This is a genomic window from Corallococcus sp. Z5C101001, assembly GCF_007352635.1.
GTDB classification, from domain to species: domain Bacteria; phylum Myxococcota; class Myxococcia; order Myxococcales; family Myxococcaceae; genus Corallococcus; species Corallococcus silvisoli.
Genome location: NZ_VKLU01000011.1, coordinates 258052 through 277806, shown reverse-complemented (window position 1 = coordinate 277806; position 19755 = coordinate 258052). Strand labels below are relative to the sequence as shown.

Here is a 19755-nt window from a genome sequence, read left to right as displayed (position 1 = left end):
GGCGGTGTTCCTTTCTCTCTAGCGAGAGCGGCGCAGCTGCTGGACGGCGGTGGCGATGCGCGCGCCGTAGTCCTCGTCGGCGGCGCGGAAGTGGGCGATGGCGCGGGTGATGATGTCCTCGCGGCTCACCTGGGCGAGGCTGCCGGAGAGGTTCTCCACCAGCCGCGCCTTCGCGGCCTCGTCCATCAGCCGGTAGAGGGCGCCCGCCTGCACGAAGTCGGTGTCCTCGGCGTGCTTGCCGTGCACGAAGGTGCCCGTCATGCCGTCCACCGCGTAGCCCAGGCCGGGGGACGCGTCCGTCTGCGCGGGGCCGTGGAAGCTGTTCGGCTCGTAGTTGGGGCCGCGCCCGCCGTTGCCGTCGAAGCGCATGGCGCCGTCACGGCCGTAGTTGCGCGCGCCGCCCTTCACGCCGCGCGGCGCGTTCACGGGCAGCTGCGTGCTGTTGATGCCCACCCGGTAGCGGTGCGCATCGCCGTACGCGAACAGCCGCGCCTGGAGCATCCGGTCCGGCGACGGGCCGATGCCGGGCACGAAGTGCGCGGGGTCCAACGCCGCCTGCTCCACCTCCGCGAAGAAGTTCTCCGGGTTGCGGTTCAGGGTGAGCCTGCCCACCTCCATCAGCGGGTAGTCCTGGTGCGGCCACACCTTGGTGAGGTCGAACGGGTTGAAGCGGTAGTTCGCCGCGTCCGCCTCCGGCATCACCTGCACCTTGAGCGTCCACGAGGGGAACTCGCCGCGCTCGATGGCCTGGTACAGGTCGCGCTGGTGGTGCTGCGGATCCTTCCCGCCCAGGGCTTCGGCCTCCGGCGAGGTGAGGGTGCGGATGCCCTGGTCGGTCTTGAAGTGGAACTTCACCCAGGAGCGCTCGCCCCGCGCGTTCACCCACTGGAAGGTGTGTGAACCGAAGCCGTCCATGTGCCGCAGCGTCGCGGGGATGCCCCGGTCGCCGAACAGCCAGGTGAACTGGTGCGTGGCCTCCGGCGAGTAGGAGAAGAAGTCCCAGACGTTGTCCGGCTCCTGGCAGTTCGTGTACGGGTCGTACTTCTGCGAGTGGATGAAGTCCGGGAACTTGATGCCGTCGCGCAGGAAGAACACCGGCGTGTTGTTGCCCACGAGGTCCCAGTTGCCGTCCTCCGTGTAGAAGCGCACCGCGAAGCCGCGCGGGTCGCGGGCGGTGTCCGGCGCACCCTTGGAGCCCGCCACGGTGGAGAAGCGCAGGAAGACCTCCGTCTGCTTGCCCACCTCGCTGAAGACCTTCATGCGCGTGTAGCGCGTCACGTCCTTCGACGTGACCTCGAAGGTGCCGTAGGCGCCGGAGCCCACCGCGTGCACCACGCGCTCCGGGATGCGCTCGCGGTTGAAGCGGGCCAGCTTCTCCAGCAGGTGGTGGTCCTGGAGCAGCACCGGGCCGCTGGGGCCGGCGGTCTGCGAGAGCTGGTTGTCGGCGACCGGGGCGCCGGCTTCGGTGGTGAGGGTGGGGCGCTGGGACATGGCCGCTTTCCTTTGCGTGAGGGCTTTCGGGGCACTTCGACGGGGAAAGGTAGAGAGCGGGCGGCAATCGGGCCAAGACATCGTTTGGATGGAAGTGATAGGCAGGGGTTATCGGTTCACGGAGGGGCCATGGCCTCGCTCAACGACCTCAGCCTGCGGCAGTTGGAGTACGTGGTGGCGGTGGCGGAGACGCTGGGCTTCCGGCGGGCGGCCGAGCGGTGCCACGTCTCCCAGCCGGCCCTGAGCGCGCAGATTCAGCAGCTGGAGGCGGTGCTCGGGGTGAAGCTGTTCGAGCGGGACGCGCGCCGCGTGCTGCTCACGCCAGAGGGTCGGGAGCTGGTGGCGAGGGCGCGCCGGGTGCTCACGGAGGCGGAGGACCTCCTCACGGCGGCGGCGCGGATGGGGGACCCCTTCGCGGGCCCGCTGCACCTGGGCGCCATCCCGACGGTGGCGCCCTATGTGCTGCCGGAGGTGGTGCCCGCGCTGGTGAAGCGCTACCCGAAGCTGCGGCTGCGGCTGCGCGAGGAGAAGACGGCGCTGCTCATGCGCGACATGGATGAGGGCCGGCTGGACGCGGCGCTGCTCGCGGTGGACACGGAGCTGGGGCGCGCGGTGGAGCACGAGGTCATCGCGGAGGACCCCTTCGTCGTCGCGGCGCCTCCCGGGCACCCGCTGGAGAAGAAGCAGCAGGTGCAGCTGCGCGACCTGGACGAGGAGGAGGTGCTGCTCCTGGAGGACGGGCACTGCTTCCGGAGCCAGACGCTGGCCCTGTGCACGCGCGTGGGCGCGCGTGAGGTGGACTTCCGGGCCACCAGCCTGACGACGCTCGCGCAGATGGTGATGGCGGCGGGCGGCATCACGCTGCTGCCCAAGCTGGCGGTGCCCATGGAGAACCGGCAGGGGCAGCTGGTGGTGCGGCCCTTCGCGCCGCCGGGGCCGGGCCGCACGCTCGCCCTCGCGTGGCGTCCCGGACACCCCCGGGCCGAAGCGCTGCGCGCCATCGCGGGGACGCTGCGCTCCGCGTGGCCCGGTGGGGCAGGGCGGGCGAAGGTCAGCGCAGCGGCTGCTCGGAAGTGACGATGCCGTCCGCGTCCGCGTAGAGGTGGTGGCCCGGGGTGAAGGTGACTCCTGCGAAGCGCACCTCCACGTCGCGCTGACCCTCGTTGCGCTTGCCGCTCCTGAGCGGGTGGGTGCCCAGGGCCTTCACGCCGATGTCGGTGCGGCCCACCTCCTCCGCGTCGCGGATGCAGCCGTTCACCACCACGCCCGCCCAGCCGTTCTTCTGTCCGAGCGCCGCCAGCACGTCGCCCACCAGCGCGCACCGCCGGCTGCCCCCGCCGTCCACCACCAGCACGCGGCCCAGGCCGGGCTCCTCCAGCGCCTGGCGCACCCGCGAGTTGTCCTCGGGCGCCCGCACCGTGCTGATGGGGCCGCTGAAGCTCCTGCGCCCGCCGTAGTCCAGGAAGCCAGGGTCCGCGATCTGGAACCGCGAGGTGTCCGCGTGGGCATCGCAGAGGTCCGCGGTCTTGAAGTCAGAGGAGTCGTTCATGACTGGGAGGATGCGCACGCCGGGCGCGTCCGACTGTGATTGCTCGGGTGGGTCCGGGCGCCTTGGCCGTGCATTGTTCAAAACCCTATCGTCAACGCCTTCCAGAGGGGGAAGTTCATGCAAGCATTGAAGTGGCTGGTGGGCGCGCTCGCGCCCCGGTAGCGCCCACCGCCGCGCGCCGTCCCTGCCGGAACGGCGCGCGGCTCCCAAGGCCGTGTTGGAGGCGCGGCTTCAGGGCGCGAAGGGGGGATTCTGGTAGCCCACGGTGCCGGTGTTGCCGTCAAAGGTGTTGGCGCTCTGGGTGAGGGTGGAGTCCTTGAAGACGAAGACGCCCCAGCCGGCCCCCTGCGACACGAGCGAGTCCGTCAGCTGCAACCGGCCCCGCCCCGAATTGCCTCCGCCCAGGGAGATGTTGGCCCGGATGTCGCCCGCGCTCGTGAAGGAGTCGCAGCAGAATGGATCCGAGCCGCCATGGCTCACCCGCGCGGAGGCGATGACGTTGTTCGCGTTCGTGGACCGGATGGAGATGCCCTTCCAGGACCCCGGCGTCTCCGTCCTGCCCGTGAACACGATGGGGGCCGCCGCCGTGCCCCGCGCCACCAGGGAGCCCGTCGCCGTGATGCGCAGGCCGGACTCCGCTTCGAACTGGAGCCGCACGCCTGGCTCCACCGTGAGCGCGCCCGCGTACTCCACGGTCGTGTTCGGGACGCCGGTGGAGATGCCATAGGGCACGTCCAGCTTGTGCAGCGTCTGCGCCGTGGCGGTGTCGGCCTCCGGCGCCGCCAGCAGGTGGACGGTGTTGTCGCCATTGGCCGAGGGGTTGGTGGCGCTGTTCCCGGAGTAGATGCTGGTGGCGTCCAGCGCGCTCGCGATGGACAGGCTCACGGTGACGGGCGCGCCCAGGTTGCCTCGGAAGAGGTTGCGCGAGAAGCCGGGCAGCCGCGCCTTGTTGAAGGCGAAGAGGCCCAGCGTCCCGCTCTTCTCCACCGTCGTATCCGTGATGCGCACCTGGGTGATGGAGTCCTGGAGCTGCGAGCCCAGCAGCACGGCCGCCCGCGCCTCGATGCTCCCACCCGGGCCGTAGAAGAAGTCACAGCAGAAGGAGTCCTCGCTGCCCGCGTAGGAGATGACCACGTGCTCCAGCACGTTCGCGGGGTTGTTGGACTTGAACGCGAGCCCCTTCCAGAAGCCCGGCGTGGCCGTCGTCCCCGTGAAGGTGATGGGCGCGGCCTCCGTGCCCACCGCGTTGAGGGAGCCTGTCGCCGTCATCAACAAACCCGCGTTGGGGCCGAAGCGGACCACCGTGCCAGGGGCGATGGTGAGCGCGCCGCTGACCTCCACCACGCCTGTCACCGCGTAGGTGCACTGCTGCTCACCCGGCGCCCAGGTCGTCGCGGCGGTCAGCTTCTCGGAGAGGGTCCGCACACAGGGGCCGCCCGGGTCTCCGTCCGGGCCGGGGCCGTCTCCCGGGTCGTCCGCTCCCCCTCCACAGGCGGCCAGCACGGAGGCCGCCACGAAGGGGAGGAAGCGCGGGAAGCGAAGCGGGGGTCGTTCCATGGGGAGTCATCCTCGGGAGCGTCAGCGGGGAAATGCCGCCGTCGGGGGGATTACGCCGACCCACGCGCATATTCTGGCGCGGCTCGGAAAGCCCCCGCGGGTGCCCGTGCGCACCCGCTAGAGTCCCGCGGATGACCGACCCGAACGCCGCTGACCCGACGCTGGACGCGCTGTTCGAGAACAACCGCCAGTGGGCCGCTTCGATGGTGGAGAAGGACGCCGACTTCTTCCGGAAGATGGCCAGCCATCAGTCTCCGGAGTACCTGTGGATCGGCTGCTCCGACAGCCGCGTGCCGGCCAATCAAATCGTCAACCTGATGGCGGGCGACCTGTTCGTCCACCGCAACATCGCCAACGTGGTGGTGCACACCGACCTGAACGCGCTGTCGGTGCTGCAATTCGCCATCGACCTGTTGCGCGTCCGGCACGTCATCGTCTGCGGCCACTACGGCTGCTCGGGCGTGCGCGCCGCGCTGGAGCGCAAGCGGGTGGGGCTGGCGGACAACTGGCTGCGGCACATCCAGGACGTGCACCAGAAGCATGAGCGGCTCCTGGGCGAAGGGCTGTCCCCCCGCGAACGGCACGACCGGCTGGGCGAACTCAACGTGCTGGAGCAGGTGCAGAACGTCAGCCACACCACCATCGTGCAGGACGCCTGGGAGCGCGGACAGCCGCTCACCGTGCATGGGTGGATCTACGGCGTGGAGGACGGCCTGCTCAAGGACCTGGGGCTGACGCTCGGCGGCCCGGACGAGCTGGCCGCGAAGCTGCCCGGGTGCCTCGCGCGCTACGCGTCCGCGCCGGCGCCGGCCCCGGAGCCGCTCAGGGCCGGATGGCGACCTTGAGCACGCCGTCCTTGCGCTGGCTGAACAGCGCATAGGCTTCGCGGATGTCCTTGAGCGCGAAGCGGTGCGTGAAGAGCGGCGTGAGGTCCACGCGCTTCGTGCGCACCACCTCCATCAGGCGGCGCATGCGCTCCTTGCCGCCCGGACAGAGCGTGGTGACGATGCGGTGGTCGCCCAGCCCGGCCGCGAAGGCATCGTAGGGCAGCTGCAGCTTGCCGGAGTACACCCCCAGGCTGGAGAGCGTGCCGCCGGGGTTGAGCGAGCGCAGCGCGCTCTCGAAGGTCTGCTGCGTGCCCAACGCCTCGATGGCCACGTCCACGCCGCCCCCGGTGAGCCGCTTCACCTCCGCCACCACGTCCTGGTTGCGGAAGTCGAGCGCCACGTCCACGCCCAGCTTCCGCGCCATGGCCAGCCGCGACTCGTCTCCGTCCACGCCAATCACCAGCGAGGCCCCCATCAGCCGGGCCCCCACGGAGGCGCACAGGCCAATGGGCCCCTGCGCGAACACCACCACCGCGTCGCCAATCTTCACGCCGCCGGACTCCGCGCCGCTGAAGCCCGTGGAGGCGATGTCCGCCAGCAGCAACACCTGTTCGTCCTTCAGCTCATCTGGAATCGGCGCCAGGTTGGCCTGCGCGAAGGGCACGCGGACGTACTCGGCCTGCACGCCGTTCATCGTGTTGCCCAGCCGCCAGCCCCCCGCCGCCTCCATGCCCTCGCCGTGGCCGCATTGGGACGCGTGCCCGGAGAGGCAGCCCCGGCACTGGCCGCAGGGGGTGATGGCGCCCACCAGCACGCGCTGCCCCACCTGATAGCCCGTCACGCCATCGCCCAGCGCGTCGATGACGCCCACCATCTCATGGCCCACGGTGAGGCCCGGCTTCACCGGGTACTCGCCCCGGACGATGTGCACGTCGGTGCCGCAGATGGTGGTGAGCGTCACCCGGACGACTGCCTCCCCCACGCCCGCCTTCGGACGTTCGACGTCCTCCAGGCCCACCTTGTCGATGCCTCGAAACACGGTCGCTCGCATGGCTCCACTCCTCTTGCTCAGGCGCGCGGCATGCGCACCGTCACCGCGGGCCGGTCGCTGCGCGCCATCACCTGCTGCGCCACCGAGCCCAGCACCGCCCGGCTCACGCCGGTGCGGCCGTGGGTCCCCAGGCACAGCAGGTCCACGCAGTGCCGCTCCGCGGCCTGGGTGATGACGCCCGCCACGTCGTCCCCGGTCAGCACCGACAGCTCCACCTGGTGGGCCCCGTCCTGTGCCTCGCGGGGCACCCGGAGCTCCAGCTGGCGCCGGGCGGCCTCGAGTTCCTCTTGCGTCGCGTCCGCGGGCTCCACGTGCAGCAGGTGCACCGTGCCCCCCGGGGGCGCGATGGCGAAGGCGTAGGCGATGGCGCGGTCCCCCGCCGCCATGAAGTCCGTGCTCGCGAGCACCGAGCGCACCCGGGGCAGCTCCGCCTCCAGCCCCTGCTCGGCCGTGAGCACCGGCACGCTCACCACCGACATGGAGGCCAGACGCCGCGCGGCCTGGGACACGCTCCACAGGCGTGCCAGCGCCTTGCGTTGGTGCGTGCCCACCACCAGCAGGTCCACCTGCTCCTCGGCGGCCAGCGCGACCAGGTGGTCCGCGACGCGTCCCAGGCCCGGCTCCATCCGCACGCGCACGGACGTGGACGCCGCGCGCAGCGGCTCCAACAGCGTGGCGGCCTCCTGCTCCAGCGCGTCGTGCAGCTCCGGGGAGATGTCCTTGTAGTTGTGCGGGTGCTCCAGCCCCAGCCGCTCCGCCTCCGTGCCGGCCCAGAAGACGCGCCCGCCCACCACCTCCAGCGGGCCGAACCTCGCCAGGCCCTTCACCCACTCGCGCGCGACCTCGAAGGGCCGCGAGCGGTCCAGGCCCAACATCACCCGCAGGGCCCGCTCCCCGCGCGCCCAGGCCTCCAGCGCCGCGTTTCCGCGGACCACCAGGAAGGGGACGTCCAGCTCCTGCGCCATCCGGTCCACCGTGCCCCCCAGGCCTCGGAAGGGCGTCGGCTCGTCCGGGGCCGAGGCCACCACCAGCTGGAAGCCCCGCTCCGCCGCCAGCTCGCTCACGGCCTGCTCGGGCTCCCCCGTCAGCAGCACGGTCTCGACGCCCACGGCGCCCAGGGTCTCCAGCCTCCGCGCCTCTCCCTGGAGCGCGGACAGGGCGGCCTCGCGGACGGACTGGCCGAAGGTCCGCATCAGCGTCTTGGACACCACGTGGATGAGGCAGAGCGGAGCGTTCATCCGTCGGGAGAGCAGCGCCACGGTGTCGCTGGTGCGCCGGGCGGCATCCGAGAAATTGGTGGTGCAGGCGATGGCCATGGGGGCGCCTCGAATCGCGGTCACGCCGTGAAGGTAGTCACCGTGTCCGCACGCCATGCCCGGGGCGATGGAGGAGGCGCGGCGCGCGTCGGGCCGTCTGCCTTCGGCGCGCCAGCACCCGCCTCCCAGCCGTGCGCCCCGTGCGCCTTCGCCCCTGGGGGACGGGCTGCGTTGCCAGTCGCTGGACCGGACTCCAGGTTTCTGCTGGTGCCTGTGTCATGCGAGTCCCCGTTTCCGCCAGCCGCCTGCCCGTTCTCCTGGATGTGTCGCGGGGGGCGGACGCCCGAGAGGCGGGCCGCCGTCCGCCGCGTCGTCCCCGCGGCCGGGCGCGGCCCGCGACGGGGCCGCGCCCGCCATGAGCCCCCCGACGCCAGGCCTCCCCCGCGTCATGCCGTCGCCGGGCCACCCGCCGCGGCGGCTCGCGCGCGCGTTCGCGGTGCTCGTGCCCGTGGCGAGCGTGTTCGCTCCGTTGCTGGCGGCGGTCGTGTTGGGGGGCTGGGCGCTGGGGATCCCCAGCCTCATCCAGAGGCTCATCCCGGTGGACGCGCGGGTCATGCCGCCCGACATCGCGCTGGGCCTGATGGCGGCGGGCGTCGCCCTCTGGCTGCTGCACGTCCCGGCCGCGCGCGGCTGGAGGCTGGGCGTGGGGCGGGGCCTGGCGACGGCGGCCGTGCTGCTGGGGGCGGAAGGCCTGGGCCGCTACCTCGCCGCCGAGGAGGGGCCCGGCTTCACCGGGCCCTGGCTGAGGGCGCTCCTCGCGCGGAGCGACCTGTCGTCCTGGGTACGCCCCTCCCCGGGGGGCGCGCTGAGCCTGCTGCTCCTGGGGGTGTCGCTCTGGCTGCTGCACGTCCGCGAGCGCCGGGGCTGGTACCCCGCGCGCTGGCTGGCCTTCGGCGTCGCGCTGATCGCGTCGCGGGTCTTCATCGGGTTCCTGTACCAGGAGCACTCGCTCGACGTGGCCGCCCTGAACCCGCGGATGCCGCCCTCCGTGCCCATGGGCATCCACACCGCGCTGGCCCTGTTGCTGCTGTCGCTGGGCGTCCTCTCCGTCCATCCGGAGCACGGCATGCTGGGCGTGCTGCTGCGGGACGACCTGGGCGGCCACTCCGCGCGGCGGCTGCTGCCCGCGGCCCTCTTCGTGGTCCTGGCGGTGGGCGGGGTCCGTCTGCTGGGCGAGTGGTTGGGGCTGTACGGGACCGCGTTCGGCGTCACGCTCTTCGTGCTCCTGGTCATGGTGGCCTTCATCGCCGTGTCCGTCTGGAACGCGGACGCCCTCTCCCGGCTGCATGCGCGGCGGCTGCAGGCGGAGGACGTCCTGCGCCTGAGCGAGGAGCGCTTCCGGACCGCGTTCGAGCACGCGCCCATCGGCATGGCGCTGCTCTCGGTGGACGGGCGCTTCCTCGACACGAACGCCGCGCTCCGCGGCATCGTCGGCTATTCACGCGATGAGCTGCTCAGCCGGTCGGTCAGCGACATCACCGTCCCCGAGGACCTGCCGGCGGACCAGGAGAACGCCGAGCGGCTGCGGAGCGGTGACATCAACTCCTTCCAGCGGGAGAAGCACTACATCCACAAGGACGGCCGGAGGATCACCATCCTGGTGAAGGGCTCGGTGGTTCGCGATGCCCAGGGGGCGGCGCTGCACTTCATCTCGCAGATCCAGGACATCACGGAGCGCAACGAGCTGGCGCAGGCGTGGCGCTTCCTGGCGGAGGTGGGCCCCCGGCTCGCGGCGGCGTCGCTGGAGCCTCGGAAGACGCTGGCCACGGTGGCGGCGCTCGCCGTGCCGACGCTGGCGGACTGGTGCCTGGTGGACTTCCTGGGGGAGGACGGAGACGTGCAAGGGGTGGAGACCGCCGCCGCCATGCCGGAGACGGCGGCCCGGCTGCGGGAGATGCTGAAGCAGTACCCGCATGCGCCCTTCCGCCAGGGGGGGCTCATCGCCTCCGTGCTGCGCAGCGGACAGCCGGTGCTGTTGCCGGAGGTCTCGTGGGAGGTGCTCCAGCGGACCGCGGAGGATGCCGCGCACCTGGAGTTCCTGCGCGGGCTCGCGCCGGCGTCCGCGCTCATCGTGGCCCTGCGGTTCCGGGGGCAGAACCTGGGGGCCCTCATCCTCGCCACCTCCGAGTCCGGGCGCCGCTACGGGGCGCGCGACCTCGCCCTGGCGGAGGAGCTGGCGCGCAGGGGCTCGCTCGCGCTGGAGAATGCCTACCTGCATCAGCGGTCCGAACAGGCCACCCGCGTGCGCGACGAGGTCCTGCGCATCGTGGCCCACGACCTGCGCGCGCCCCTCAACGTCATCTCGCTGAGCACCGGGATGCTCGCCAGGGCCCTGCCCGCCCCTGGCGGTCACAAGTCCCTGGAGTCCATCGAGAAGTCGGTCCATCGCGCGAACCGGCTCATCCAGGACCTGCTGGACGTGGCGCGGATGGAGGGGGGCAACCTGACGGTGGACCGCGAGTCGCTGGAGGTGGCGCCGCTCATCCAGGAAGCGGTGGAGCAGCACCGCGCGCTGATGGAGGCGAAGTCCCTTCAGCTGGTGGCCCGTGTTCCGCGGGGCCTGCCCCCCGTGCTCGCGGACCGTGAGCGGGTGCTGCAGATCCTCTCCAACCTGATGGGCAACGCGCTCAAGTTCACGCCCGAGGGTGGGCGCATCACCCTGCGCGTCCAGCCGGAGGCGGGACAGGTCCGCTTCCTGGTGAGCGACACGGGCCCCGGCATCGCGGCGGCGGACCTGCCGCACCTCTTCGAGCGCTTCTGGCAGGCCGGAGTGAAGCGGAGGGAGGGCGCGGGTCTGGGGCTCGCCATCGTGAAGGGGCTGGTGGAGGCCCACGGCGGACAGGTCCACGCGGAGAGCCGTGCCGGCGGAGGGAGCACGTTCGGCTTCACGCTCCCAGCGGGGCCGGTCACCCCCGCCACCGACCTCGCCTGACACGCGCCGGGCGGGAGCAGGGGCCAAAGGCACGCGAGCGGCGCCCTGCTCACGCGGTGCTCCGGCTCGAACGCGGGGCGGGTGCCGGGCGGCGCCGCGAGCGCAGCCACTTCTCCAGCCCCACGATGGGCAGGACCGCGGCGCCCACCAGCACCGACCGGCCGATGGCCCCCCACGACAACGGCGCGGAGCCGAAGATGCGCTGGAGGAAGGGCACGTACATGAAGGCCGCCTGCAACAGCACCAGCAGCGCGATGCCCACGAAGACGGCGCGGTTGCTGGAGAAGCCCACCTCCCGGGTGGAGCCGGTCAGCGTGCGGCACAGCCACAGGTAGAAGATCTGGAAGCTGACGACGGTGTTGACCGCCATCGTGCGGGCCTCGGCCAGCGCGAGCGCGTTGGCGGCGGCGGCGCGTCCCCCCTGGCGCTGGAGCTCCCAGAGGAACAGGCCGATGGCGCCCGCCGCCATCAACAGCGCGACGAGGCCGGTGCGCATCACCACGAAGTGGCTGAGCACCGGCGTGTCGGGCGCGCGCGGCGGGCGGCGCATGACGTGGCGCTCGCGGGCCTCGAAGGCCAGCGGCAGCGCCAGGGTGACGGTGGCCACCAGGTTGATCCACAGCAGCTGCGTGGGGCGCATCGCCAGCAGCGGCTCGTGCACGCCGCCCGCTCCCTGGAGGGGGAAGAAGGTCACGCCCAGCATGAGGATGAGGGCGAGCCCCAGGTTGGTGGGCAGCACGAAGGCCAGCGACTTGACCAGGTTGTCGTAGACGCGGCGGCCCTCCTCGACGGCGGCGACGATGGTCGCGAAGTTGTCGTCCGTCAGCACCAGGTCCGCCGCCTCGCGGGACACCGCCGTGCCGGTGATGCCCATGGCCACGCCGATGTTGGCCTGCTTGAGCGCGGGCGCGTCGTTGACGCCGTCGCCCGTCATCGCCACCACGTCTCCCTGGGCCTGGAGCGCGCGCACCAGCCGCAGCTTGTGTTCGGGGGCCAGGCGCGCGAACACGTTCGTGTCCCGCACCGCCCGGCCCAGCTCCGCGTCGCTCAGGGCGGCCAGGCGCGCGCCCGTGAGCCCCGGGTGCTCCGGCGAGTGGATGCCCAGCTGGAGCCCGATGGCCTCCGCCGTGCCCAGGTGGTCGCCGGTCATCATCTTCACGTGGATGCCGGCGGCGTGGCAGGCCTCCACGGACGCCACGGCCTCCTCGCGGGGCGGGTCGATCATCCCCTGGAGCCCCAGCAGCGTGAAGCCCTCCTCCGCGTCGTGCGGCACCAGGGCCTCGCTGTGGGGCGCGTCCTTGCGCGCGAACGCGAGCACGCGCAGCCCCTGCCGGGCCATGCGGTCGACCTGCTCCAGCACGGCGTCCCGGTCCGTCTGGGGACCGCAGCGGCGGAGCACGGCCTCCGGGGCGCCCTTGAGGAACAGCTCGCGGTGCTCCGGGCCGCCCGCGTTCAGCGTGGCCATGAACTGGTGTTCGGACTCGAAGGGGATGGCGTCCAGGCGGGGATGGCGCTCGCGCAGGTCCGTCACGCCCAGCCCTCCCTTCTTCGCGGCGAACAGCAGCGCGCCCTCCGTGGGGTCGCCGGTCATCCCCCAGCGCCCCTCCCGGGGCTGGAGGTCGGCTTCGTTGCAGAGCACGCCCGCGAGCAGCAGGGCGTACACGTCCTCCGGCACCGGCGACAGCGGGCGCCCGTGGCGCAGGACCTGCCCTCGGGGAGTGTGGCCCACGCCGGTGAGCGCGTAGTGCCCCTTCCAGGTCCACAGCGCCTGCACGGTCATCTCATTGCGCGTGAGGGTGCCCGTCTTGTCCGTGCAGATGACGGTGGTGCTGCCCAGCGTCTCCACCGCGGGCAGCTTCCGGATGACGGCGCGCCGGGCCGCCATGCGCTGCACGCCAATGGCCAGGGCGATGGTGACGATGGCGGGCAGGCCCTCCGGAATCGCGGCCACCGCCAGGGTGATGGCCACCAGCACGGCGTCGCTGAACGGATACCCGCGCAGCATCCCCACCCCCAGCAGCACCCCGGACATGAGGACGATGCCCGCCGTGATGACGCGGCCCAGCCGTGAGAGCTCCCGCGTCAGCGGCGTGCTCAGGTCGGCGGCCTGCTCCATCAGGTGGGAGATGCGGCCCAGCTCGGTGTCGCGCCCCGTGGCCACCACCACCGCGGTCGTCGTGCCGGAGGTCACCAGCGTGCCCCCGAAGGCCAGGCTCGCCCGGTCCCCCAGCTCCGCGTCCCCGGCGACGGCCGCGACGTGCTTGCTGGAGGGGACGGACTCGCCGGTGAGCGCGGCCTCCTCCACCTGGAGGTTGCGGGAGTGCAGCAGGCGCAGGTCCGCGGGGACGCGGTCCCCGGACGCGAGCTGCACGACGTCCCCGGGGACCAGCTCCGCCGCGGGCCGGGTCACCGGGTGGCCGTCGCGCAGCACCAGGGTGCTCTCCGGCACCATGTGGTTCAGCGCCGCGATGGCCCGGCCCGCCCGGTACTCCTGCACGAAGCCGATGACGGTGTTGAGCACCACCACGGCGGCCACCACCAGCCCGTCCGTCACCTTGCCCAGGAGGATGGCCAGCCCCGCGGAGGCGATGAGCACCCAGATGAGGGGGCTGTTCACCTGCCGCCACAGGAGCCTCCACGCGCTCTCGGGGCGCTCGCGCTCCAGCACGTTGGGCCCGTGACGCGCGAGCCGCTCCCGGGCCGCCGCCTCCGTCAGTCCCGAGGCGGTGCTGGTCAGCTGTGCCAGCACCGCCTCGGGGGGCAGGGCGTGCCAGGAGACGGAGCGGTCCCCGGGGGCCCGGAGGCCGGCCTGCTTCCTGGAGCGTGGCGTCTCCCGCATGGCGTGTCTCCCTGGGGGAAGCTGGCCATGCCTGGAGACGAAAGGCCCCGGAAGGGAGCCTGCCGTCCACCGGCCGGAGTGCCCGGCCGCCCTCACGCGCCCGACGTCAGGGGTTGAACGTCAGCGTGTAGTTGGACGAGGAGCCCGTATCGAGCTGCCGGTAGCCCAGGGAGCGCGAGGCGGTGCTGCAGGTGTTGTCGCACCACTCGAAGGCGGTGGACGGCGTGCACGTGGAGTACGCGCCGGCCCAGACCTTCCCGCCGCCCTCCGCGTAGTAATACGAGTAGCGGTTCGGCAGGGAGGAGCCATAGACAATCTTGCATTCGCCTGGGTTCAGGCTCCACCAGCCCTTCTTCTGCCAGAGGCTGCCATCCTCCGAGGCGCAGGAGGGCGAGTACCACTCATACGTGGTGTAGATCGTGACGCTGGTTCCATTGCAGTACTGCATCCAGGCATGGGCCGGTCCCGCCGTCCCCAGTCCCAACGCCAACGCCAGTGCCGCCGCGAACTTTTGAATCGACATGTGAGCCTCCTCGGGTCGTGACGCGATGACGGGTGGGACTACCGGGCCTCGCGGCGAGCGCCGCCAGGAGTGGTGAGGCCGGAGGACTCCGCCTGCCGCGCGGCCTCCGTGCCAGGGGAGGCGCGCAGCTGGGGCGCGGCGCCGGGGTCGACCACGTACTTCACCGGCACCGCCGTCACCGCCGAGTCGGTCCGCGTGGCCGCCAGCTGCTCCACGGACGGCAGGCCCTGGGCCGGTGCGGCCTGGAGCTCGGAGGCCGCGGCCTGGGGCGCCTCCTCCCGGGGGGCCTCCCCACAGCCCGCCGCCAGCGCCGCCAGGCCCCACATCATCAGCGTTGCATGCTTCTTCATCATGCCAGCTCCATTGGAAATGCCGCCCCGCGCGTGGGCGGACTGTCTCTCTTACGCGCGGGAGATTGTTTATTCGTCAGGGCTGACAGGGTTTCGCCCGGCCTGGATGTTTGTAGTTGAGAGGGATTCCACGGGCGCGGGGGCCCGCTTCACGCAGGACGAGGGAAAAAGGGCGAGCGCGGCCAGGGCCCACAGCGACCGGTACAGGAGGGACATCGTGACTCCAGGGAAAGAAGGAAGACCAGATGGTCACGATGGCCCGGGGGCGTGCCCAGGCGGCCGAGGGGGCCGGTCCTCCCACCCCGTGGGGCACGCCCGCCTGGGTGTCCTCCAGGCCACCTGCGCGTGCGACCTCTGGCCACCCCCCGGGGGGCCACTCTCCCTTTGAAATCCGGGACGCCTTCCCGTAGTTTCCCCCGCGACTTCGAGGAGCGTTGCGAGGCCCTCCCGGCCCCAGGCTCGAAGCCGAATGACCCAACGGCGCTCACCTGTACGCGTTGCCTGCGAGGGTGAGCCTGCCTGTGAAGGGCCTGTCCTCTTCCTCGCCAGCACGGCGCGCCCCCTGGATCCGGAGCCACACCATGACCGCGGTTACCCAGAAGCAGAATCACGACTACGCCATCGCCGACCTCAAGCTCGCCAGCTGGGGCCGCAAGGAGATCCGCATCGCCGAGAGCGAGATGCCGGCGCTCATGGCCATCCGCGACGAGTACGCGAAGCAGCAGCCGCTCAAGGGCGCTCGCGTCACGGGTTCGTTGCACATGACCATCCAGACCGCGGTGCTGGTGGAGACGCTCCAGGCGCTGGGCGCCCAGGTGCGCTGGGCGTCCTGCAACATCTTCTCCACCCAGGACCACGCGGCCGCCGCGCTGGTGGAGGCCGGCACGCCGGTGTTCGCCCACAAGGGCGAGTCCCTGAAGGAGTACTGGGACTTCACCCACCGCATCTTCGAGTTCGGCCCTGCCGGCAGCGACCACGAGGGTCCGAACATGATCCTCGACGACGGTGGTGACGCCACGCTGCTCATGCACCTGGGCAAGCGCGCGGAGAAGGACCTGTCCGTCATCGCCAACCCCCAGAGCGAGGAGGAGCGTGAGCTGTACGCCTCCATCAAGGCGAAGCTCGCCGAGGACGCGACCTGGTACTCGCGCAAGAGCGCGAAGATCCTCGGCGTCACCGAGGAGACCACCACGGGCGTGCACCGCCTCCAGGAGATGTCCGTCAAGGGCACGCTCCTGTTCCGCGCCATCAACGTCAACGACAGCGTGACGAAGAGCAAGTTCGACAACCTGTACGGCTGCCGCGAGTCCCTGGTGGACGGCATCAAGCGCGCCACGGACGTGATGGTGGCCGGGAAGATCGCCGTCGTTGCGGGCTATGGCGACGTGGGCAAGGGCTCCGCGCAGGCCCTGCGCGCGCTGTCCGCCCAGGTGTGGGTGACGGAGATCGACCCCATCTGCGCGCTCCAGGCCGCGATGGAGGGCTACCGCGTCGTGACCATGGACTACGCGGCGGACAAGGCGGACATCTTCGTCACCGCCACGGGTAACAAGAGTGTCATCACCCACGAGCACATGGCCAAGATGAAGGACCAGGCCATCGTCTGCAACATCGGCCACTTCGACAATGAGATCGAGGTCGCCTCCCTGGAGAAGTACCAGTGGGAGGAGATCAAGCCCCAGGTCGACCACGTCATCTTCCCGGACAACAAGCGCATCATCCTGCTGGCGAAGGGCCGCCTGGTGAACCTGGGCTGCGGCACCGGCCACCCCAGCTACGTGATGTCCAGCTCGTTCGCGAACCAGACCATCGCGCAGATCGAGCTGTACTCGCACAGCGACAAGTACCAGGTGGGCAAGGTGTACGTGCTGCCCAAGCACCTGGACGAGAAGGTCGCCCGGCTCCAGCTGAAGAAGCTCAACGCGCAGCTCACGGAGCTCACCCCGGAGCAGGCCAGCTACATCGGCGTGCAGAAGAGCGGCCCGTACAAGCAGGACACCTACCGCTACTAGCCGCCGCCTGAAGTGACACCCGGGGCACCGTGGGCCAGCAGGCCCGCGGTGCCCTTCGTGTCTCCACGCCCCGTCAGAACAGCCGGTTGAGGCCGTTGAGCGCCGCCACGCGGTACGCCTCCGCCATGGTGGGGTAGTTGAACGTGGTGTTGATGAAGTAGTCGATGCTGTTGCCCGGCCAGTCCTGCGCCATGATGGCCTGCCCGATGTGGATGATCTCCGAGGCGTTGTCCCCGAAGCAGTGGATGCCGAGGATCTCCCGCGTCTCCCGGTGGAAGAGCAGCTTCAGCATGCCCACGGTGCGGCCGGTGATCTGCGCGCGCGCCAGGCTCTTGAAGAAGGCGTGGCCGACTTCATAGGGGACGCCCGCCAGGGTGAGCTCGCGCTCGGTGCGGCCCAGGCTGCTGATCTCCGGGCTGGTGTAGATGCCCGTGGGGATGTCCTTGACCAGCTTGTGCTCCAGCCGCCCCTCCACGATGTGCGTGGCGGCGAAGCGGCCCTGGTCATAGGAGGCGCTGGCCAGGGAGGGCGCGCCCACCACGTCCCCCACCGCGTAGATGTGCGGGACGGACGTCTGGTAGCCGTCGTTGACCTGGATGCACCCGCGCGAGTCCACCGCGATGCCCAGCGCCTCCAGGCCCAGGTCCTGGCTGTTGCCGGAGCGGCCGTTGGCCCAGAGGAAGACGTCCGCCTTCAGCCGCTTGCCGCTCTTCAGGTGGAGCACCACGCTGTCGTCGTGCGCCTCCACCTGGGTCATCTCCTCCTGGTGGCGGATGAGCACGCCCTGCTCGCGCAGGTGGTAGGAGAGCGCGTCGGAGATTTCGTCGTCCAGGAAGGACAGCAGCCGGTCCCGCGTGTTCACCAGGTCCACCTTCACGCCGAGCATCCGGAACATGGAGGCGTACTCGCAGCCGATGACGCCCGCGCCGTAGATGATCATCGACAGCGGGGACTCGCGCAGCCGCAGGATGGTGTCCGAGTCGAAGATGCGCGGGTGGCGGAAGTCCACGCTCGCCGGGTGGTAGGGCCGTGAGCCGGTGGCCACCACGAACGCGTCCGCGGAGAGCAGCTCCACGGAGCCGCGCGGCTCCGTGACCTCCACGGTGTGGGCGTCCCGGAAGCGCGCCCGGCCCACCACCAGCTCCACGCGGTTGCGCTCGTAGAAGGTGCTGCGCAGCTGCACCTGCTTGGACACCACCGTGGTCGCGGCCCGCATCATGTCCTTGAGCGTGGTGTGGCGGGCCAGGTCCGCCCTCAGCTCCGGGTGGTCCTGCTGCACGTCCATCAGCCGCTGGATGGCGTGGCGCAGCGCCTTGGAGGGGATGGTGGCGGTGTGCGTGCAGGCGCCGCCCACGAGGGGGCTCTGTTCCACGGAGCACACCCGGCGGCCGGACTTCACCGCCTTCATCGAAGCCCCTTCACCCCCCGGACCCGAGCCGAGGACCACCACGTCGAACCGCCGAGCACTCATGGGGCCGGAGTGTTCCCCCAACCCCGGCCCCGAGGGAAGAAATCACCCCGGGGCCGGGCACTGCTTCACACATCACGGCGCGTACGAGGCCTTCAACTGCACGCCGCTGTAGTCCGTGTAGCCCTTGAGCATCACGTGGTAGACGCCGGCCGCCAGGTACCCCAGGTGGCACGACTCCGTGTTCCCAGCGGCCATGGAGCGGCAGTCGTAGACAAAGTCCTCCGGCGCGGCGTCCCGGCGGATGTAGAGGTCCGCGTCGCCGGTGCCGCCCAGGGTCGTCACGTCCAGGGCGGTCTGCCCGGCCGGGACGGTGAGGGTCCAGTAGCGGTAGGAGTCCTTCAGGCCCGACAGGCCGGACACCGTCTGGTTGTTCACCAGCACGCCGGTGCCACCCCCACTGCTCACATAGGTCGCGCGCAGGAACGCTCCGGAGAGCGTCAGGGAGGGGGCCGCGTTGTAGAGCTTCACGTGCCAGGTGCCCGCCGCGGGCGCGTTGAGGGTGCATGTCTGGCTGTTGTGGGTGCCGCCCAGCGTGCCGGCGCAGTCATAGGCCGTCATCGTGGGCGCGCTGCCGCGCTTCACGTAGAGGTGCGCGGTGCCTCCGGAGCCGCCGTAGGTGTCGACGGTGAGGCGGGTGGCCCCCGCCGGCACGTTGAGCGTGTAGTCACAGGAGAAGGTGCCGGGCGGCGCGCTCACGCCGGACGTGGGGGAGTTGTTGGTGAGCGGGCTGGTCGTGGTGCAGCCCGGGTAGCCGCCGGACAGGGTGTACGTGCCCGTGAGGCTCGCGCCGGAGAACGCGCCATAGCCATACATCCGCGCGTAGTAGACGCCGGACTCCGTCACGTTGAGCGTGCACGTCTCCGAGTTGGTGGAGCCGGAGGACTTGCAGTCATACGTCGTCTCGTTGGGGGAGGAGCCCCGGCGCACGTACAGGTCGCCGTCGCCCGTGCCCCCGCTGGTGACGAAGTCCACGCGGGTCGCCCCCGTGGGGACATAGAGCAGGTAGATGCAGGACCAGCTCGCCGCCGCCGTGCCCAGGCCGGACGCCGGGACGCCGTTGGTCAGCGTCGTCGTGCTGGTGCAGCCGGAGCTGCCGCTCGGCGTATAGGTCGCCGTCAGGCTCAGGCCGGTGAAGGCCGCGTAGCCGTAGAGCTTCACGTAGTACGTGCCCACCTGCGCGTTGGTGATGGCGCAGCTCTCCGCGTTGCTGCTCTTGTCGGACTTGCAGTCATACGTCCCCGTCGTCGGCTCCGCGCCGTACCGCACATAGAGGTCCGCGTCCCCCGAGCCGGAGGTGGTGACGAAGCTGAGCGTGCTGGCCGCGGAGTTGACGCTCAGGGTGTACGTGCAGGACCACTCGCCGGTGTTCGCGCTGATGTTGGTCACCGCCACGTTGCTGGTGAGCGGGATCAGCCCCGTGCAGCCGGCGGCCAGGGCCTGGAGCCGCTCCTCTGGAGGCGGGCCCTTCTCCTTCACGGGGGCCGCTTCGGCGGCCCCTTCCACCGGCGCTTCGACAGCCAGGTCCGCGGACGACTCCAGCTCCTCGCCACATCCCGCCAGGGCCCATGTCAGCCATGCAGCGGCGAAGGCCTTCCATGCCAGACGCTTCAAGGTTTGCTCCTTGGTTGTTGAGAAGGTGTTGCACCCGCGGCCGCGAATGTCTGTCATCGCGAGGCCGTCGGATGAGGAGAAACCTAACATCCGTGTCTGACATTTTGGGTGCGGGGAGGCCGCACGGCGGGAGCGGCTCAGCTGGTGGCTCCAGGCCATCCGGGATAGGGTTCGCGGCGGGCAGTCGGGCCGGCGAACCGCGAGAGCACCATGAGCGATTTCCCCC

General features: G+C 71.1%; 14 protein-coding genes and 1 riboswitch. Of the genes, 4 read left to right on the top strand and 10 right to left on the bottom strand.

What is annotated here, in order from left to right:
- Positions 1–18 precede the first annotated feature (18 nt).
- Complete coding sequence (locus FOF48_RS25200; RefSeq protein ID WP_143905392.1) at positions 19–1491, bottom strand: catalase; 1473 nt, start codon at positions 1489–1491, stop codon at positions 19–21.
- A gap of 129 nt (positions 1492–1620) precedes the next feature.
- Here FOF48_RS25200 and FOF48_RS25195 point away from each other — a divergent pair, with 129 nt between their 5' ends.
- Positions 1621–2568 (top strand): LysR substrate-binding domain-containing protein, encoded by a 948-nt coding sequence (locus tag FOF48_RS25195; protein ID WP_143905390.1) that lies wholly within the window; start codon positions 1621–1623, stop codon positions 2566–2568.
- Here the strand turns inward: FOF48_RS25195 and rraA are convergent.
- Entirely contained in the window at positions 2543–3040 is a 498-nt protein-coding gene (rraA, locus tag FOF48_RS25190; protein ID WP_143905388.1) for a ribonuclease E activity regulator RraA, read from the bottom strand. The two genes, FOF48_RS25195 and rraA, sit on opposite strands and share 26 nt — an antisense overlap.
- A 231-nt stretch (positions 3041–3271) precedes the next feature.
- Positions 3272–4597 (bottom strand): hypothetical protein, encoded by a 1326-nt coding sequence (locus FOF48_RS25185; protein ID WP_143905386.1) that lies wholly within the window; start codon positions 4595–4597, stop codon positions 3272–3274.
- 131 nt (positions 4598–4728) lie between these two features.
- Between FOF48_RS25185 and can the strand changes: the two genes are divergently transcribed.
- Positions 4729–5442 (top strand): carbonate dehydratase, encoded by a 714-nt coding sequence (gene can, locus FOF48_RS25180; RefSeq protein ID WP_143905384.1) that lies wholly within the window; start codon positions 4729–4731, stop codon positions 5440–5442.
- Here the strand turns inward: can and FOF48_RS25175 are convergent.
- Both FOF48_RS25175 and FOF48_RS25170 read right to left on the bottom strand, forming a co-directional pair.
- Positions 5420–6475, bottom strand: a complete 1056-nt coding sequence (locus tag FOF48_RS25175; protein ID WP_143905382.1) for an alcohol dehydrogenase catalytic domain-containing protein — start codon at positions 6473–6475, stop codon at positions 5420–5422. The two genes, can and FOF48_RS25175, sit on opposite strands and share 23 nt — an antisense overlap.
- 17 nt (positions 6476–6492) lie before the next feature.
- Positions 6493–7791 carry a universal stress protein gene (locus tag FOF48_RS25170; protein ID WP_143905380.1) on the bottom strand — a complete coding sequence of 433 codons (1299 nt, stop codon included), beginning with the start codon at positions 7789–7791 and terminating at the stop codon, positions 6493–6495.
- 355 nt (positions 7792–8146) lie between these two features.
- Between FOF48_RS25170 and FOF48_RS25165 the strand changes: the two genes are divergently transcribed.
- Entirely contained in the window at positions 8147–10723 is a 2577-nt protein-coding gene (locus tag FOF48_RS25165) for a sensor histidine kinase (RefSeq protein ID WP_255442629.1), read from the top strand.
- A 49-nt stretch (positions 10724–10772) separates the two neighbouring features.
- Here the strand turns inward: FOF48_RS25165 and FOF48_RS25160 are convergent, their stop codons facing one another.
- The 3 genes from FOF48_RS25160 to FOF48_RS25150 all read right to left on the bottom strand — a co-directional run bounded on the left by FOF48_RS25160 (position 10773) and on the right by FOF48_RS25150 (position 14435).
- Positions 10773–13562, bottom strand: a complete 2790-nt coding sequence (locus FOF48_RS25160) for an HAD-IC family P-type ATPase (protein WP_143905378.1) — start codon at positions 13560–13562, stop codon at positions 10773–10775.
- 106 nt (positions 13563–13668) lie between these two features.
- Positions 13669–14085: a DUF1036 domain-containing protein gene (locus FOF48_RS25155; protein ID WP_201756379.1), complete on the bottom strand. Its 417-nt coding sequence runs from the start codon at positions 14083–14085 to the stop codon at positions 13669–13671.
- 38 nt (positions 14086–14123) lie between these two features.
- Positions 14124–14435, bottom strand: coding sequence for a hypothetical protein (locus FOF48_RS25150; RefSeq protein WP_143905376.1), 312 nt, complete (start codon positions 14433–14435; stop codon positions 14124–14126).
- A gap of 420 nt (positions 14436–14855) precedes the next feature.
- Positions 14856–14928: riboswitch (S-adenosyl-L-homocysteine riboswitch) on the top strand.
- A gap of 88 nt (positions 14929–15016) precedes the next feature.
- Here FOF48_RS25150 and ahcY point away from each other — a divergent pair.
- A complete protein-coding gene (gene ahcY, locus FOF48_RS25145) occupies positions 15017–16447 on the top strand; it encodes an adenosylhomocysteinase (RefSeq protein WP_143905374.1) in 1431 nt (476 codons plus the stop codon).
- A 73-nt stretch (positions 16448–16520) separates the two neighbouring features.
- Here ahcY and sthA read toward each other — a convergent pair whose 3' ends face one another.
- Both sthA and FOF48_RS25135 read right to left on the bottom strand, forming a co-directional pair.
- Entirely contained in the window at positions 16521–17918 is a 1398-nt protein-coding gene (sthA, locus tag FOF48_RS25140; protein WP_143905372.1) for a Si-specific NAD(P)(+) transhydrogenase, read from the bottom strand.
- 72 nt (positions 17919–17990) lie between these two features.
- On the bottom strand, positions 17991–19529 hold the full coding sequence (locus tag FOF48_RS25135) for a PPC domain-containing protein (protein WP_186002061.1): 1539 nt from the start codon (positions 19527–19529) through the stop codon (positions 17991–17993).
- Between the last annotated feature and the right edge of the window lie 226 nt (positions 19530–19755).

Excerpts from the sequence above, each read along its gene's own strand:
- FOF48_RS25165 (WP_255442629.1), top strand. The coding sequence starts at position 8,147 with ATGAGCCCCCCGACGCCAGGCCTCCCCCGCGTCATGCCGTCGCCGGGC.
- FOF48_RS25175 (WP_143905382.1), bottom strand. The coding sequence starts at position 6,475 with ATGCGAGCGACCGTGTTTCGAGGCATCGACAAGGTGGGCCTGGAGGAC.
- FOF48_RS25150 (WP_143905376.1), bottom strand. The coding sequence starts at position 14,435 with ATGAAGAAGCATGCAACGCTGATGATGTGGGGCCTGGCGGCGCTGGCG.
- can (WP_143905384.1), top strand. The coding sequence starts at position 4,729 with ATGACCGACCCGAACGCCGCTGACCCGACGCTGGACGCGCTGTTCGAG.
- FOF48_RS25195 (WP_143905390.1), top strand. The coding sequence starts at position 1,621 with ATGGCCTCGCTCAACGACCTCAGCCTGCGGCAGTTGGAGTACGTGGTG.
- ahcY (WP_143905374.1), top strand. The coding sequence starts at position 15,017 with ATGACCGCGGTTACCCAGAAGCAGAATCACGACTACGCCATCGCCGAC.
- sthA (WP_143905372.1), bottom strand. The coding sequence starts at position 17,918 with ATGAGTGCTCGGCGGTTCGACGTGGTGGTCCTCGGCTCGGGTCCGGGG.
- FOF48_RS25170 (WP_143905380.1), bottom strand. The coding sequence starts at position 7,791 with ATGGCCATCGCCTGCACCACCAATTTCTCGGATGCCGCCCGGCGCACC.
- FOF48_RS25185 (WP_143905386.1), bottom strand. The coding sequence starts at position 4,597 with ATGGAACGACCCCCGCTTCGCTTCCCGCGCTTCCTCCCCTTCGTGGCG.
- FOF48_RS25200 (WP_143905392.1), bottom strand. The coding sequence starts at position 1,491 with ATGTCCCAGCGCCCCACCCTCACCACCGAAGCCGGCGCCCCGGTCGCC.
- FOF48_RS25160 (WP_143905378.1), bottom strand. The coding sequence starts at position 13,562 with ATGCGGGAGACGCCACGCTCCAGGAAGCAGGCCGGCCTCCGGGCCCCC.
- FOF48_RS25155 (WP_201756379.1), bottom strand. The coding sequence starts at position 14,085 with ATGTCGATTCAAAAGTTCGCGGCGGCACTGGCGTTGGCGTTGGGACTG.
- rraA (WP_143905388.1), bottom strand. The coding sequence starts at position 3,040 with ATGAACGACTCCTCTGACTTCAAGACCGCGGACCTCTGCGATGCCCAC.